Origin of the sequence: Haloferax marinum, assembly GCF_009674625.1 — an archaeon.
In the GTDB taxonomy this organism is placed as follows: Archaea; Halobacteriota; Halobacteria; order Halobacteriales; family Haloferacaceae; genus Haloferax; species Haloferax marinum.
Window position 1 is genome coordinate 66,033 of record NZ_WKJQ01000002.1, and the last position, 15,941, is coordinate 81,973.

The following is a 15,941-nucleotide window of genomic DNA, read 5'->3' on the forward strand; positions in this document are numbered from 1 at the left end:
ATAATATGGCGGTACCACACCTCACTTGTGTACGAGGCAACGTTCCGAATCAGAGACGACAGCGCCTACGCGGCGGCCACAGAACAGAACAGCGCGTCCATCGAACTGTGGTGCAACGAGCACTGTGACCTCCTGCACGTGAGTCACGAAGTCGGAGCAGACGTCCTCGAAGAGGTTCGCGACACCGTCGGTATCGAAGTCGCCGTCGAACGCGGTGACGAACTCGTTGCCATCACCGCCGACTGCCTCCGTCACCACGAGATAGACGACATCGAAGGCTACCTCCAACGGCACGGTGTCCTCTTGCTTCCGCCCCTCCGGTACCACCGCGGGGCGAAGGTCTGTCGGTTACTCGCCGTCTCTGCGCCAGCGCTCACCGCATGCTTCCGAGACCTCGTAGACAGCGGGTACGACGTGAGCGTCGAGTCCAAACGCGAACTGTCGTTCGCAAGCGGAGACGCACCACTTTTGGCACCGCTCGACGCGATGCCGTCGCTCACCGGTCGGCAACGGGAAGCACTGCGACTCGCGTTCGAACACGGATATTACGAACTCCCTCGCGAGACGGGGACCGAAGCCATCGCCGCCGAGATGGGTGTCTCACGCCGAACCGCTGAAGAACATCTCAGGCGGGCAGAGCGAAAGGTGATGGAGTCGGTCGTTCGGTACGTGTTCTAACCAACACGGCGTGAGAAAACCGGAGAAAAGAGACGGCCGTGGGCGAGGAGAACAGCGACCAGTCTGGCGGTCGAGTTACAACTCCTGTTCGTCGGACTCCGAACCGTCGGAACCGTCGGCGTCCATCATCGCGGACGGGAGTTGAATCGCCTGCGAGAGGTTGCTGCGCCACGTCTTGCCCGTCTCGACGTCCGCTCGAATCTCTGTGAGGTCGGTCGAGAGGTCGTCGAGTTGGGCTTCGAACTCGGACTCGGAGACGAGTTTCTCGTCGAGTTCACCGAGACGTTCTTCGAACGTCGCCTCGTCGACCATCCGGTCTTCTATCGCCGTCACCTGCTGTTCGACGAGTTCGATGGCTTCCTTCGACGCCGCGAGGGTCGATTCGAGACGCTCGATGTCGTCTCGCATCGCCTCTGTCTCCGTCTGAAGGTCGTCGAGAACCTGCTCTGCAGTCCCGTTTTCGTCGAGGAACGACTCGAGCGCGGTGGTGTACGCATCGAGGTCGTCGACGCGGTTCTGGACGTGTCGGAGTCGAACGTCCACGGAGGTCGGTGCCGAGACACCGAGCGCCTCGCGGAGAACTGCACGTTCGTCGTCCGAGAGGTCTCGTGCAGCCAGTTCAGTCACGAGGGCGTCGACGAGACTGTCGTCCCCATCGACTTCGTGGGCGTCTTCGAACAGCGATTCGTCGCCGGAGGTCACCTCGGATTCGCTCTCTTGGCTTTCGTCCGTGGTGTTAGACGCTTCGTCTTCGAGCGTCGACTCGTCCTCGACTGCTTCGGCTTCAGCGTCAGCGTCCTCGACTGCTTCGGCGTCGTCGTCAGCGTCCTCGGCCGACGTGTCGTCGGTTCCGGTGTCCGTCGTATCCGACTCCTCGACAAGTTCGGGTGAATCGACGCTGTCCGACTCCACTCCGTCGTCGTCTCCCTCTGTCTCGACCGCGTCCGCGTCGTCTCCCTCTGACTCGACCGCGTCCGCGTCGTCTCCCTCTGACTCGGGCGCGTCCGAGTCGAAGGTCTCCGTCGGCTCTTCGAGTTCGATCGGCGGTCGGGACTCGTCGGTCTGTGAGGACTCCGACGCGTGTGCCTTCGAACCCACGAACTGGATGTTCGACGGGTCGTTGCCCTGCCCTGACTGGTCGGTACCCCACCCACCAGACACGGTTCCGAGGTCTTCGACTCGTGGGATACGGTCGTCGAAGTTGCCACCGCCTCCCCGTGTGAAGTCCTCTCGACTGCCACCGCGTGTGAGTTCTTCCGTGCTCCCACCTCCTCGCGTGAAGTCCGCATCGTCGTCAGTGCCGTCGTCGTCGAGTCCGTCGTTCTCCGTGTCTTCGGTCGTCATTGTAGATTCGTCACCGCTGTCGTCTATTGGTTCGTCACCCAGCGGGTCGATAGTGACCTGCGCGTCGGTGAGAAACGATTCGAGGTTGTTCGAAGAGAGTTCCTTGACGCCGTAGAGCGTGAATTTCTCTCCGTTGGGTTCGAGACGGTCGGTGTAGACGAACTCTCCATCGTCCGTCTTGGTCCACTTGTCGCCGCCGTACTTCGGGTGCGGTCCAACGTTCTCCATCGGGAAACTGTCCGGGACTGACTCGACCATCCGGAGGCGAACGGCGTCTTCTCTGGCCGAGTCGATTTCGAACCGGACCACCGAGAGCCCCTCGTCGTTCGCCCAGACCGTCTTCACGACGGTGATTCCGCGGAGTGCTGTCGTGAAGCGTTGGCTGATGCGGTCCATTTCGCGGAACAGTGGCGTCATCTGGCGTCACCCCACGTGTCGAGCGTTTGTTCGACTGCGCGACCGATAGAGAGGACCTCTCGTCGCTCGGACGGGAGTGCCCACTTTCTGTGAATCGTTCCCGCGGCGTCGACGAGCCAGAGACCGTTCTGTGAATCGACCTCACTGCCGATGGTGTCGAAGAAGTCGTTCTCTCCTCCGACGACGACGTGCATGTCGAGACCGTCGATGAACTGAAGCCACGCGATGTCTGAAAGCGGGTCGAGACAGTCACCGGAATGGGACTCGTGTTCGTCGACAGCGACGACGAACAACGAAAGTCGATTGTCAGCCGTCTCAGTCGTCGGCTGGTTCGACGGAGTGTGCTCGTCGAACCCTCTGGGTTCGTGTTTCGAGGCGTGGAACTTTTCGGGTGTCATCGAATCATCCACCCCGAGTCGTGCCCGAACCCACTGCCCGGTGACACGGACGCGAACTGCCACCTGGTGAGGGTGAGAGTGGTCTCTCTAGACCATCGTCGGACGCGACCCCCTCGGAGCATCGCGTCCGAACACTCACCGCCCACGACCCATATCCACCGTCTGCTATCGGGCACTGACCCTCGAACACGTGTGTCCCCCCGACACACATGTGTGAGGTCAGGCCAACCCCTGCCAACCGGCGGGCAGCCGGGTTCGCCCCCCACTCGAACCCTGCACCACCGGAAATTTTGTCAATTGGTTGTCCACCCATACCAGAAATTAATGATTTCCTATATACTTGTAAGTACCGACGCAAACACCCCTAAACCCCCGATTTAATGGAGTATGGGCCTTCTTTATACTGGTATCGGATAGCTTTCTAAACCAAATACTGCCGAAATTGAGTGTGATTCGGACAAAACGTTCGTCGTGAGAGTAGTCGGTGGTGAATCGTTTTAGTACCTGTTAGTAGATACCATCGGTAAAGCAGTATTGTGCTACTAACACAATATTATCCGCCTACGTCTAGTTTCCTCTCACGCCACTCCGGACGGGGTGAGACGCTGTACCAGCCGAGGATACTGAACGCAGAGCGTTCCGAGACCACAACTCATTGGTAACAGGTCGGCATACGAGGCGTGTGAACCAAAAGACGACATCCGGCGGCGGCCTGCTCGCAGGATATCGAGGTCGGATGTTGCTCACCGTCTCACTCGCGTGGGCAGTCCTCCAAGCGGGGAGGTTTCTCCTCTCACCACTGCTCCCGACCATCATCGACGACTTACAGATAACTGAAGCGACTGCAGGTATCGCACTCGCGGTGTTTCAGGGCGTCTACGCCATCACGCAATATCCAGGTGGCGAGTATTCAGACCGGTGGACGCGGGCGACGCTCATCGTCCCCGGTCTCGTACTTCTCGTCGTCGGGTTCGCGACGTTCGGCCTCGCAGGTGGCCTCGCAGGCTTCGTGGTCGCCGCCGTCGTCACCGGACTCGGTAAAGGGTTCTTCGCCATCCCGTCGCGGGCGCTCCTCTCTGACCTCTTCGTCGAACGGCGTGGCCGAGCGTTGGGTCTCTACGCCGCGGGAACCGACCTCGGTGGACTCCTCGCGTCAGGGCTCGCGATTCTCGCGCTCACCTACGCGACGTGGCGAACCCCATTTCTGCCCATCGCCGTCGTGCTCGGCGGGCTAACCGTCCTCTACGTCCTCTGGTCGTCCGAAGGATACACCGTTGGCAGCCCGAAGCTCGACGCGACTGGGACGGTCAGACGACTCCTCGCCAGTCCCGAACAGCGACGGACCCTCGTCGCCTTCGGGTTGTTTTACTTCATGGTCGGCGGGTTCATCAACTTCTTTCCGACCTACCTCATCGAATCGAAAGGCTTCGACCAGCAGTTAGCGAGTGCGACCTTCGCCGTGGTGTTCGCCGTCGGAATCGCCATCAAACCGGTCGCGGGAGGGCTGAGCGACAGATTCCGGCGCGAGTCTATCGCCATCGTGGGACTCGTCGTCGCCGCAGGTGCGTTGGCACTCCTCTCGTTCGCGGACGCTCGAGTGTTCATCTACCTCTCTGTCGTCACGCTAGCCGTCGGATACAAGATGGAGTTCCCACTCGCCGACGCGATTATCTTCGACAACGCCCCGGATGGCGACAGAGGTGCTGACCTCGGCGCAGCACGGGCATTCTTCCTCGGTGCGAACGCCATCGGACCGGCATACGTCGGTATCGTCGCCACGTATCTGAGTTACGTCGCCGCGTTCGTGGGACTCGCAGTGACGCTAGTCGTCGCTGCTGGGTTACTCTACTGGGATACGAGAAACAAAAGTGTGTGATCGTGGTGACCGACCAGTATCGAGCCACCTCCCGAACGCTGCGTCGTCAGTCCGCCATCGGTGCCGACAGTTCGCGTTCTTTCGTGCCCTCGGTTTCGACGTCGACGTCGACGTCAGCGAAGGCGACGCCGTGGGCACCCTCGCGCTCTTTTGCGCTCGCTGCGACGCGGACGAACGTCGCGTTCTCACGAGCAGCAGGAATCGTATGGCCACCGCTGTAACTCACGCCAGAGCGGATGCCCGCGAGGAACTCCTCGACGAGCGGTTCGACGGGGCCTTTGTACGGGGTCAGGGCTTCGATACCCTCACCCGCGTCGACGTCGCTCTGTTTGTCCTCACGGTCCGACGCAGCCTCCGTCGAGGCCATTCCGCGCGACCGTTTGTACTGGTCGCCGTCGACTTCGACGACGCGTCCGGGTGATTCGGCGGTGCCTGCGAAGAAACTCCCCATCATCACGCTATCGGCACCCGCCATGAGTGCCTTCGCAGCGTCACCAGACGTGCGGATGCCACCGTCGGCCATGACGTGAATCCCGAGTTCGTGCGCCCTCTGTGAACACTCCGAGACGGCCGTCAGTTGTGGATAGCCTGCACCGGCGACTTTTCGCGTCGTACAGTGTGACCCAGGGCCAACACCGACTTTCACACATCCTGCGCCCGCCTCCCAGAGGTCTTCGACAGCCTCGGGAGTGACGACGTTTCCGGCGACGATTTCGGGGTCGAACTCGTCACGGATGTGTGACACCGCGTCCAGGCAGCGCTCCATGTGCCCGTGTGCGATGTCCATCACGACGGCGTCGGCACCTGCGTCGAGCAACGCCTCAGTCCGGTCGAGATACGACTCGTTGATCCCGACTGCGCCAGCGACGGTGCCACCCGAGTCTGCGACCCGGCTGACGTGGTCAGCCTGCTCGTCGATATCGAGGAATCGGTGGACGACGCCGAGTCCCCCGAGGTCTGAGAGCGCCCCAGCGAGCGGTGCTTCGGTGACTGTATCCATCGCCGCACTGACGAGCGGATTCCCCAGTTGAAGGTCTGGCGTCACGTTAGTCGAGAGGTCCACGTCGCTCCGGCTATCGACCGGTGAGCGCTGTGGAATCAGCAATGCATCTCCGTACGAGAGTCCTGTGCGAATCTCCATCGTAACCCTCCACAGCCGAAGTGATGTGTCTCATTAACTCCGTCGAAGGTGGCCTCTGTCGCCGTGGAACGAAAGTATTAGGTTTTGGACCTCGTCTGTTAACTAACACACGGCGCCGCGTCCAACGCGAATCTCCAACCAATCGTAACCCCAACATTTTCGCAGTTCGCGGGCCGTGTGGTTCAAACTCTCCAGAGCGACTGCACCGTGCGAGCGCAGGCTGACGAGCGGAGCATTCACACGGCATTCGGAACTGTTATTTTCAGTGGCAAATCAGAGACGATTGCCGAACCGACCCTCGACACGTCGGTGACGGTAGGTGTTCAGAGGCACACCCAATCAGCATCCCCCTTCTGGTCCCCATTCCCCCGATTTCGACTGTTAGGGGGTGAAGAAATAACATCAACGCGAAGCGTCTGTCACCTATGCAAACAGTCATCCTCGCTGCTGGGCGTGGAACTCGGATGCGCCCACTCACCGACCGTCGGCCTAAGCCGATGCTCCCGGTCGGTGACAAACCGCTCGTCGCACACACCGTCGACGCGGCAATCGAGGCTGGCGCGACGTCGCTCACCATCGTCGTGGGGTTCCAAGCCGACGACGTTCGGACGTACTTCGAGGAAGCCCACCTCCCGGTGCCGGTCGAGTTCGCCGTCCAAGCAGAACAGCGAGGAACTGCTGACGCCGTTCGAACCGCAGCAGCGTTTCTCGACTCCAACGAACCCTTCGTCGTACTCAACGGTGACGCCCTCTACGACGTGGCGTCGTTGCAGACGTTGTACGGCGAGCACGCAGCAGTCGGGTCGTTCAGGGTCTCCAACCCGAGTTCCTACGGAGTGTTGAAGATCGACGACGAGTTCGTCAGCGGCGTCGTCGAGAAACCCGCAGAGCCACCGTCTGACCTCATCAACGCTGGTGCGTACACCTTTCCCGCCGAAGCGCAATCGTGGCTCAACGTCGCCGAGAGTGACCGGGGTGAACTCGAACTGACCGACGTCCTCACACGAACCTGCGACGAGTACGACGTTCGCGGTGTCGCGTTCGAGAGATGGCTCGACGTCGGCCGCCCGTGGGAGCTTCTCGAAGCAAACGAGTGGAAACTCTCGGAACTCGACCCACGCATCGACGGTGACGTCTCACCAAACGCCGAACTCAACGGCCCCGTCGTCGTCGAGGCGGGAGCGACAGTTCGGTCAGGCGTCGTCATCGACGGCCCCGTGTTGATACGCCGCGGAGCGTCGGTGGGGCCGAACGCCTACGTCCGAGGACACACCGTCATCGGCGAAAACGCGAAAGTCGGCCACGCAGTCGAAGTGAAAAACAGCGTACTGATGGAAGGGGCGACGGTTGGCCACCTCGCGTACGTCGGAGACAGTATCCTCGGCCGTGACGTGAACTTCGGTGCTGGAACCAAAGTCGCCAATCTCCGTCACGACGGGGCCCCAGTTCGACAGATGCTCCGCGGTGAACTCGTCTCTACGGGACGCCGAAAGTACGGCGTCGTCGTCGGTGACGGCGTCAAGACGGGTATCAACTCGTCGCTCAACGCCGGTGTTCGGTTACCGACCGATGGGACGGTGAATCCGGGCGAATCTGTCCTCTACGACCGAGTCGACGACGGCCCAGCGACAGACGACGACTGAGCGGGAGAGTCGTGTGAATCACAGGAGTCGTGGGACGTCAGAAATTACGTCCACGGTATACTCTGACAGACTGTATCGAGCCACACGACGGGGCGCGTCCAATTTTGTCAGCTCATTTGTGGATACCTGTTTTCTTATCGTCGTGGTAGCGTTACTAACCCCCATAAACCGAGGGCACACCACGACAGACCACCAAATTCACAGAACCAAACAGTGTGGAGCGTCCCACCGTGAAGCCTAAAATGCCCGTAGTGCGAACGAGAGAGTATGTCGAATAGCAGCCGATTCGTGGTCGCCACTCACGTGCTCACGAACCTAGCCGTGCGGAGCGACGAGCGGCTGTCTTCCGACCGTCTCGCCTGGAGCGTCAACACGAACCCGGTCGTCATCCGGCAACTCCTCTGCTCGCTTCGAGAAGCGGACCTCGTGGACTCGAAACGAGGTCCGACCGGCGGGTTTACGCTCGCACGCGACCCCGAAGATATCTCACTTCGAGATATCTACGAGGCGGTGGAGGATAGCGAACCGTTCTGTTTCCACGCGAACGAACCGAACGACGAGTGTACGGTCGGAGAACATATTCAACCGGTACTCAACGAACTGTTCGAACCCGCGATTCAAGCGATGCTCGACGAACTCGATGCAGTGACGGTCGCCGACGTCCACGAAACCGTCTTCGAAGCCGCAGACATCGACGCTCTCGAAGTCTAAACGAGTTAGGCAGTCGTTTCAGTCGACTCCGACTCGGCAGACGGCTCTTCTACGTCGAGCCATTCGTCCGCCCACTCTTCTATCTCCTCGAACACCGGGCACAGTGAGACGCCCTTGTCGGTCAACGAGTAGTACGTCGCGACCGGTGCGTCTTCCTCTAGCCGGCGGTTGACGAACCCCGTCTCCTGTAAGTCGTCGAGGACACGCGAGAGCGTCCGGGAACTCGCGTCCGTCGAGCGCTTGAGTTCGTTGAACCGCTTCTCGCCGTCCTGCAAGTCGTGGAGGACGATGAGACGCCACTGTGACCCAATCTGTTTGAGGGAATCGATGATGGGACAGGGTGCGTCGTCGAGCGTCATATTGGAGGCCATACCCTGCTGTAGGTGGGAGCCGTCTTTAGTGGTTCGGCTAGTTTACCTGCTTTCATTCCGTAACCTGGTTCCATCGTGTATCTACAGAGACAGGTGTGGAACGTCGGACAGCCAACCAGTCCGCCAACTATTCGGCCAGTCGGCCAGTCGCCAATCAATCGGCCAAACACCGGTGGTCGAGTATTCTCCACGAACCGGTGTGAGCGAAGCGGTTCTGCCGTTGTAACGCGTACAGTACTCATGAGAGAGCCAGATACGTGTGCGGCAATCGTCGTGGGAGAGAGCCTCACCGAAGGTGTCGGTATCTTCGAGTTCGACGCGGAAGTGGTCATCCTACAGGGTGAAGAGCTCAACATCTGGGTCGGTGAGGAACACTTCATCTCCGACCCGGAAGGAAGCGTCCAGCGGGGCCAGTTCCTCCTCGTCACGCAGTCTTCGACCGGAAGCATCGCCCGTATCGTCGAGGTGAACTCTCCGTCGAAACCAGACGGCGACCACCCGATAGAACTCGAACACGAGTTCCGATGGGACGCCGAAGGGGTAACCACCGAACCGGTCGTCGAGTTCTGTAGTCAAGACGACGTCAAAGCCGAGGAGGACAGCCAAATTCAACTATCGGAGAGAGCCAAAGTCGTCAGATACGTTCGGCCGACGAATCGGTGAGTCTCACGGCAGTCACGGGCGGCGAGTCAGCACCGACTCCGTATCATCACGCCAGTAATCGAGAGAGCAAGAGAAACACGCGTTTGAGGTTCTCCGAGAGACGCGTTTGGTTTTCAGAGTGGAGCGTGACGCTATCACCGAGTGCGTGAATCTCGATGGTACGCCCCCGGTCGCTCAAGTCTTTCAGTTCCATTCCCCGTATCGAAGACAGCGGGACGATGAGGTAGCGGTACTCTTCGTCTTTGATGTCGGCGTTCGAGTGGTCTCCGTAGATGTGGAGACTGTTCTCTGTGACGCCAATCTCGTATCCGATGTAACTCATCCCGGCGATCTCCGCGCCGGCGCGGCCACCCTTTACTTTCCCCTTCAGTTGGGAAGAATCGAGGAGGATTCCATCTACCATACGGCCCGCTTGCGACCCACCACTCGTAAGTATTCGCGCCCAGTTCTCGGTGTTGATTTTCACTCGACGTCGAACCATCCCACCGTGTACCACCGAGTCGACGGCCCTCAGCGTGGGGGTGCTCTGACGTGGGTGTCGCCGGTCGCGTCTCCACCAAATCCGTCGGACTCGATGATAGAGTACGACGACGTCAGATGACTGACGATGAAATCGACCGTAGACGGGTCGTACGTCCAAAACCCGCTGAACCCCGACCCCAGTGGGTTCTCTTCGGCGACGAGTGCACACTTGTAATCGTCGACCCCGTTGCCGTCGTAGACGACGAACCAGGAGTGGCGAATCTCCTCGGTACGCGCGAGATGGAGTTGGAACTGCTCGACCGACGGCACGGGTTCTGTGGGGTAGATATACGCGTGGACGTACAGGTCGTCTCGGCTACCGAGTTGTCGATAGGAGTCGAGTTGCTTCCGAAGGTTGTCGCCCGTCTGAAAGCCAGCGTGTAACTCGCCGGCACCGACGCGCCACGCCCGGTCTTCTATCTCGCGCGTCGCGTTGAGCATCTGCTTGCGGTCGTACGACCTGAACAGCGTCTCGTCGAGGTGGTCGAGGATGGGGACGTACGACTCTCGCTCGAATCCGGGTTCGACGTCGTCTTGGTCTTTGAGAACGTCGCTCACGTCGACTGCGGTGTGAAACTTCTCTCCCGTCCCGAGGACGGCGAAGTTCGACGGTCCCTCAGAAGCAGTCGCCGCCCGGACCGAGATGTTGCGGTCCTGAAAGTGTTCTGCGAGACGCTCGACAGCGTCACCGCGTGGATTGAACACGGTGAGCGTCCGCTCGTCGGCAGCGACGCCAGCGATCAATTCGCTGAGAGACATACTGGGTCCTGGAACGAGTCAGGGGTATATGGTTCTTTGCATAAATAAAGCAAGATGTTTGAGTGTATTAGCTACTCGAAATTGAGTTCCCTCGCCCATATGAGCCACGTTATTTCGTATTATGGAATCTTAACTATGCCGTTGTAAGTCGTACAAACAGTATGATTTCGGGGTCTGACCGATTACCGACACAGATCGACGGCGTGGGGGGTGGCGTCGAGGGGTGGTTCGCCCGTGAAGCACCGAGTATCGTCGCCGGCCTCGAAGCGGCACAGTTTATCGGCCCGGTCACTGCCGCAACGGCGTGGAGACTCATCGCGGCGGGCAACGCCACTGAGGCCGTCGAGCTCGTACTCGAAGAAGTCGACGAGTCGTGGAGACAGTAGCAGGCGAGACGTAACGAACGCAGGCGAGACGTAACCGCAGACGAGACGTAACGTACCGAATCGGTGAAATCGACGTCACTCCGAGAGTGGGTCGAGTGTCCTCGTTATCTGTCGCGTGAGGTCGTATCTCGGATGTACAGTTCGACCAACGCGTCGAGCAGATGTGGAGCCAGTTCGAATCGGACGTCCACACTGTTGCCTTCACGGTCGTAGGAGAGTTGCTGGACGTCGATAGCAGCGAGAAGTGTTCGCATCGAGTCGACGACGTAGTTGCTCGCACCGGCTTCCACCCGCAGGGAGTCTCCGAGGTGAATCGAGAGGCCATCGACGACCGTCTCGTAACACGTCTTACTCGGGGATTCGATGCGCTGACTTCGTTCGACGAGTCCGAGCGACGAGAGCGTCTCGAGTCGTCGGTATATCGTCGATTCGGAGACACCACAGTCTTCGGCGAGTTCTTCTGCGGTCATCGGGGTCCGTTTACAGGCGAGTAACACGTCGCGTGAGACACTATCACCGAGTGCATCGAGAAGTTCGTCGTCGGAGGACTCCGGTGACACGTCCGTACTTTCGGCGGGCGTGACGTCTTCAGCCTCGTCCGTCAGTGGACCATCCAGGTCGTCCGACGAGGAGAGAACGTCGTCTACGAGGTCACGTCGCGTCATCGTGAGATACCAGACGTTGTCAAGAGATATGTAATCCACGCCTACAGTATTCAGGTAACTTCTGGAATACAGATATGTTTGCTCGACGTCTCACGCTCTCAGCGAACGGTAAAATTCACAGACACGACAAAGACAGGCCCGAGAACCGAGGTCGGGTCAGTCGAGTCGACCCACCGAATCGGAACCGCGGGTGGCAAGAACTGCGGACACGCCGGTGTGGACGTCCCGAAAGAGCGCCCCGCCTTACTCGACAGTCACGCACTTCGCGAGGTTACGTGGCTTGTCGATTGGGCGTTCGAGTAAGTTCGCAGCGTGGTACGCCACGAGTTGGAGTTGGACGTTTGCGAGGATTCCCGCGATTTCGGGGTGGGTCTCGGGAATCGAGAGCACGTGGTCTGCGAACTCGGCGATTTCACTCGACTCGTCGCTCGTGACGGCGATGACTGGCGCACCGCGCGCCTGCACTTCTTTGACGTTGCTCAGCGTCGCCTCGTCTTCGTGACCGGTGAATATCGCGAAGACCGGTGTGATGGGTGTGACGAGTGCGAGTGGGCCGTGTTTGAGCTCCGACGCGGCGAACCCCTCGGCGTGCTCGTACGATATCTCTTTGAACTTCAGCGCACCTTCGAGGGCAACGGGGTGCGCAGGACCCCGGCCGATGAAGAAGTACGCGTCGCTGCCTTCGTACTCGATTGCGACCTCTCGCGCAGTGGAGGTGTCGAGAATCTCCTGAACGTCGCCGGGGAGACGTGCGAGTGCATTCATCAACTCGCGTGAGTCGGTAGACTTCATCCCCGTGTAGTCTTCGGTGATGCGCTCGGCGAGGAGGGCGAGTGCAGTCACCTGTGACGAGAACGTCTTGGTCGCAGCCACACCGATTTCTGGGCCTGCTCGGAGGAGCAACTCGTCGTCGCACTCGCGGGTTATCGACGACCCGACGACGTTCGTGACTGCGAGCGTTCGCGCTCCGGCAGAGCGAGCGCGGCGAACAGCGTCGAGCGTGTCCGCCGTCTCACCGGATTGGCTGACCGCGACCACGAGCGTGCTGGGAGTCACCGGCGGTTTGACCACCGAGTACTCGCCCGACATGAACGCGTACGCAGGGATTCCACGTGCGTTGAGGAGTGATGCCGCGTACATGCCTGCGTGGTGTGAGGTCCCCATCGCGATGAGGTGGACCTGTTGTACGTCTGCGAACGTTCCCGGCGGGAACTCGTCTAACTTGGCACCGCCCGTGCGCGTGTCGAGTCGACCCTGGGTCGTCCGCCGAAGGGCGCCGGGTTGCTCGTTGATTTCCTTGTACATGAAGTGCTCGTAGCCACCCTTCGTGGCCGTCTCGGGGTCCCACTCGATGTACTCGACCGGTCTGTCGACTGGACGGCCGGCGGAGTCAGTTATGCTGTAGCCGTCGAGACTCGTCACGACGAAATCACCGTCGTGGAGATAGACGACTTGCTGAGTGTGCTGGATGAACGCAGGCACGTCGCTCGCGAGGTAGTATTCTCCCTCACCGACGCCGAGGACGAGCGGTGACCCGGAGCGAGTCGCGTAGATAGCGTGTTCGTCTCCAATGATTGCAGCGATAGCGTAACTCCCCGAGAGGCTGCCGATAGCAGCACGGAACGCGTCTTCGGGAGATGCACCGGCGAGGAGGTTCTCCTCTATGAGGTGCGGCACGACTTCGGTGTCCGTCTCACTGCTGAACTTGTGGCCCTTCGATTCGAGCTCGGCCCGGAGTGACTGGTAGTTCGAGATGATACCGTTGTGAACCACCGCGACGCGGCCCGACTCGTCGGTGTGTGGGTGGGCGTTACCGTCGGTGACGCCACCGTGCGTCGCCCACCGAGTGTGGCCGATGCCGAAGCTTCCAGAGATTGGGTCCTTTTCGACGGCAGCGACGAGTTCGGACACCTCACCGACGCGCTTGGTCAGTGAGATACCGCTCTGGTTCTTCACGGCGATACCAGCGGAGTCGTAGCCGCGGTACTCTAAGCGCCGGAGTCCGTCTACCAGTGACTCGACCGAGTCGTCCGCACCGATGCAGGCGGTGATTCCGCACATCAGTGCGTCACCTCCACGCGCTCGCGAACGTCACCATGCACGGTCGTACCCACACCGACGATTGCCTCTGCGCCGACGCGACTCCCCGGAGACAGCGTCGCGTTGGCTCCGACTTCAGCCCGGTCACCGACGATACTACCCAGGCAGCGGTCGGTGTACAGACGGCCTTCGAGGATGACGTCCGCGCGGCCACCGGGCGAGACGACACCATCGCCGAGGTGTGCGCCTGAACCGACGACCGAATCGCGGAGGACGACCGTCGAGTCGACGCGGGCGTCGGTCGAGATGATAGACCGTTCGACGACGCTGTTCGAACCGATGACGACGTTGTTCTGGAGACACGACCCAGGGCCGATAACCGCTCCAGGACCGACGTCACAGTCTTCGCCGATGACGACTGGGTCCTGGATGACCGCCCGGTCGTGGATGCGAGCAGAGTCCGAAATCGACGAGGTTTCGAGACGTGCGAGGAGCGTCTCGGTAACCGAGAGGAGTCTCCACGGGTGAGAGGGGTCGAGCCACCCACCGTTTACGATGACCGACGAGACCGTTCCGTCGAGGTAGTGGACGACGTCCGGAAGTCGCGTCTCACCGTCGTGCGACGGCGTGCGCCGTAACGCGTCGAAGACGGTCGAATCGAAGACGTAGACGCCTGCGTTTACGAGATAGCCCTCGTTGTGGTCGGGATGTTCGTCGATGTCGGAGATTCGACCGTTGTTCTCGATTACGACACCGTACTCTTCTGGCGTTTCGGAACTCGCGACCGCGACTGTCGCGGCCGAGTCGGTCACCGAAAAGCGTTCTAGCGCCTTCGAGACGACATCGGCGTCGACGACGTTGTCGCCGTTGCAGACGACGAACGACGCACCGACGTAGGGTTCTGCCTGTAAGAGCGCGTGGCCGCTTCCGAGGCGGGTATCCTGGCGGACGAATTCGATGTTCGCCTCGGGGTAGCGCGCGGTCAGATACGTCTGGATACGCTCCGAGCGGTATCCGACGACGACCACGACGTGGTCGATGCCGCACTCGAACAGCGAGTCGAGAACGTACTCGACCACGGGTTTGTTCGCCACAGGTAACATGGGCTTCGGTTGGAACGTCGTCAGTGGTCGAAGTCGGCGGCCCTCGCCAGCAGCGAGGACGACAGCTTCGCGGATTCGGTCGTTCATGTCGGCACCCCCACTGCGAGTGTGTCTTCGGGACCGATGCGTGAGAGAGAGTGAGTCATAAGAGAGTCTGGGAGAGCGACAGGGATTGTTATACGGCCAATTCTTCCGACTGCCTCGGGGTTTAGGAATACACATGTGAACCAATGGCATGGCCCACAACACCCGAAAATCAACGAGGTCGCAGTATGGGAACTCCTAATCGGTCAGATTTCGTGAGAATAGCCGTCGTTCGGTCAGGTGAACACTCGGGGGGAAAAACCGCCCCCGAGTTACATCGTGGTGCGATGCTGAAACTGCGGCGTTACGCGTGGAGACGGCCTTTGTACGACTCCATCGCAGTGATGGCCATGAGCGTCGCCGTGCTCAGGACGGCCCACCCCGCCGCGGGAATCTGTTCGAGGCCGGGGAAGCCGAGAAGGCCAGCCGAGACCGTCGCCGCCACACCGGCAGCGATCGTCAGGTTCCGCTTGGGTGACGAACCGAAACTCACCGACTCCTCGTCGGAGGTCTGTGTATCGGAGACGTCTCCGTCGAGGTACGTTTCGAGTTGCTCGGCAGTGTCGAGTAGCGTGATGTCACCGCGGTTCTTGTCGAAATCGACGATTCCAGCAGAGTCCATCTTCGGGAGGTGACACTGGTAGAGACCAATGTAGACGCGCTTGCGTTGGCTCGACGAGAGTGCGTTGATATCGATCTCGTTTTCCTTGGCTGCGATGTACTCAGCCATGTCGCCGAGTTTGGCCTCTCCATCGTTGTTCTTCAGATACTGGAGAGCGTCGCGGCGGCGCTGGTTCTTGAGTATCTCGAAGATGATGTCTTTCGAGAGCTGCTGTGGCTCCTGTGGTTCGGAGACTTCTCCGGGACCTCCGGTCGTTTCTGCAATCTGCTCAGGCGCCGTCTGTTCGACGGCATCAGTGTTAGTTTGTAACGAATCTGTGACCATATTCCTTCCTCCCCCACTCGCGAAATTGCTCCGAGTCAGCCATCTCTGTGTATTTTTGTGAAGCGTCTCGTGGCACTCGTCTATCGCCACGCGCTAGTCACGAACCACAGGTTGGGTGCTCCACCAGGTGCATCCAACACACGAGGGTTATCGAGACAATACGGCTGTTGAGGATATATATCTGCCTGACAGTC

At 60.1% G+C, this 15,941-nt stretch carries 16 protein-coding genes; 6 read left to right on the forward strand and 10 right to left on the reverse strand.

Translation table 11 applies throughout. The features are described 5' to 3' along the window. Window positions 1-27 precede the first annotated feature (27 nt). Window positions 28-678 (forward strand): helix-turn-helix domain-containing protein, encoded by a 651-nt coding sequence (locus GJR99_RS17870; RefSeq protein WP_151114042.1) that lies wholly within the window; start codon window positions 28-30, stop codon window positions 676-678. 75 nt (window positions 679-753) lie between these two features. Here the strand turns inward: GJR99_RS17870 and GJR99_RS15905 are convergent, their stop codons facing one another. Both GJR99_RS15905 and GJR99_RS15910 read right to left on the reverse strand, forming a co-directional pair. Next, window positions 754-2,439, reverse strand: coding sequence for a hypothetical protein (locus GJR99_RS15905; protein WP_154326123.1), 1,686 nt, complete (start codon window positions 2,437-2,439; stop codon window positions 754-756). Beyond that, on the reverse strand, window positions 2,436-2,837 hold the full coding sequence (locus GJR99_RS15910) for a hypothetical protein (protein ID WP_151114043.1): 402 nt from the start codon (window positions 2,835-2,837) through the stop codon (window positions 2,436-2,438). Before GJR99_RS15910 ends, GJR99_RS15905 begins: the two co-directional genes overlap by 4 nt. A 736-nt stretch (window positions 2,838-3,573) precedes the next feature. On the opposite strand from GJR99_RS15910, the gene GJR99_RS15915 reads away from it, so the two are divergent. Beyond that, window positions 3,574-4,713, forward strand: a complete 1,140-nt coding sequence (locus GJR99_RS15915; RefSeq protein WP_151114163.1) for an MFS transporter — start codon at window positions 3,574-3,576, stop codon at window positions 4,711-4,713. A 46-nt stretch (window positions 4,714-4,759) separates the two neighbouring features. Here GJR99_RS15915 and GJR99_RS15920 read toward each other — a convergent pair whose 3' ends face one another. Further along, window positions 4,760-5,854 (reverse strand): guanosine monophosphate reductase, encoded by a 1,095-nt coding sequence (locus GJR99_RS15920; protein ID WP_151114044.1) that lies wholly within the window; start codon window positions 5,852-5,854, stop codon window positions 4,760-4,762. 425 nt (window positions 5,855-6,279) lie between these two features. On the opposite strand from GJR99_RS15920, the gene glmU reads away from it, so the two are divergent. Together glmU and GJR99_RS15930 are read left to right on the forward strand one after the other, a co-directional pair. Further along, a complete protein-coding gene (gene glmU / locus GJR99_RS15925; RefSeq protein ID WP_151114045.1) occupies window positions 6,280-7,497 on the forward strand; it encodes a bifunctional sugar-1-phosphate nucleotidylyltransferase/acetyltransferase in 1,218 nt (405 codons plus the stop codon). Window positions 7,498-7,764: 267 nt separating this feature from the next. Next, on the forward strand, window positions 7,765-8,208 hold the full coding sequence (locus tag GJR99_RS15930; RefSeq protein WP_151114046.1) for an Rrf2 family transcriptional regulator: 444 nt from the start codon (window positions 7,765-7,767) through the stop codon (window positions 8,206-8,208). 5 nt (window positions 8,209-8,213) lie between these two features. Here the strand turns inward: GJR99_RS15930 and GJR99_RS15935 are convergent, their stop codons facing one another. Further along, complete coding sequence (locus tag GJR99_RS15935) at window positions 8,214-8,579, reverse strand: winged helix-turn-helix transcriptional regulator (RefSeq protein WP_151114047.1); 366 nt, start codon at window positions 8,577-8,579, stop codon at window positions 8,214-8,216. 240 nt (window positions 8,580-8,819) lie between these two features. Between GJR99_RS15935 and GJR99_RS15940 the strand changes: the two genes are divergently transcribed. Continuing rightward, on the forward strand, window positions 8,820-9,242 hold the full coding sequence (locus tag GJR99_RS15940) for a hypothetical protein (protein WP_151114048.1): 423 nt from the start codon (window positions 8,820-8,822) through the stop codon (window positions 9,240-9,242). Window positions 9,243-9,288: 46 nt separating this feature from the next. On the opposite strand, the gene GJR99_RS15945 is transcribed toward GJR99_RS15940, so the two are convergent. Next, the gene (locus GJR99_RS15945; protein ID WP_151114049.1) at window positions 9,289-9,645 is read right to left on the reverse strand and encodes a hypothetical protein; all 357 of its coding nucleotides are present in this window, start codon (window positions 9,643-9,645) and stop codon (window positions 9,289-9,291) included. Window positions 9,646-9,752: 107 nt separating this feature from the next. Next, complete coding sequence (locus GJR99_RS15950) at window positions 9,753-10,523, reverse strand: DICT sensory domain-containing protein (protein WP_151114050.1); 771 nt, start codon at window positions 10,521-10,523, stop codon at window positions 9,753-9,755. Window positions 10,524-10,684: 161 nt separating this feature from the next. Here GJR99_RS15950 and GJR99_RS15955 point away from each other — a divergent pair, with 161 nt between their 5' ends. Then, window positions 10,685-10,909: a harpin-binding protein gene (locus GJR99_RS15955; RefSeq protein WP_151114051.1), complete on the forward strand. Its 225-nt coding sequence runs from the start codon at window positions 10,685-10,687 to the stop codon at window positions 10,907-10,909. Between the two features lie 104 nt (window positions 10,910-11,013). On the opposite strand, the gene GJR99_RS15960 is transcribed toward GJR99_RS15955, so the two are convergent. The 4 genes from GJR99_RS15960 to GJR99_RS15975 form a co-directional block, all read right to left on the reverse strand. Further along, a complete protein-coding gene (locus tag GJR99_RS15960) occupies window positions 11,014-11,574 on the reverse strand; it encodes an ArsR/SmtB family transcription factor (RefSeq protein WP_151114052.1) in 561 nt (186 codons plus the stop codon). Window positions 11,575-11,817: 243 nt separating this feature from the next. Then, window positions 11,818-13,635, reverse strand: coding sequence for a glutamine--fructose-6-phosphate transaminase (isomerizing) (gene glmS / locus GJR99_RS15965; protein ID WP_151114053.1), 1,818 nt, complete (start codon window positions 13,633-13,635; stop codon window positions 11,818-11,820). Continuing rightward, on the reverse strand, window positions 13,635-14,804 hold the full coding sequence (locus GJR99_RS15970; RefSeq protein WP_151114054.1) for a sugar phosphate nucleotidyltransferase: 1,170 nt from the start codon (window positions 14,802-14,804) through the stop codon (window positions 13,635-13,637). The genes glmS and GJR99_RS15970 overlap by 1 nt, the downstream gene beginning before the upstream one ends. Before the next feature lie 301 nt (window positions 14,805-15,105). Further along, complete coding sequence (locus GJR99_RS15975; RefSeq protein WP_151114055.1) at window positions 15,106-15,747, reverse strand: DUF7344 domain-containing protein; 642 nt, start codon at window positions 15,745-15,747, stop codon at window positions 15,106-15,108. Window positions 15,748-15,941: the final 194 nt, after the last annotated feature.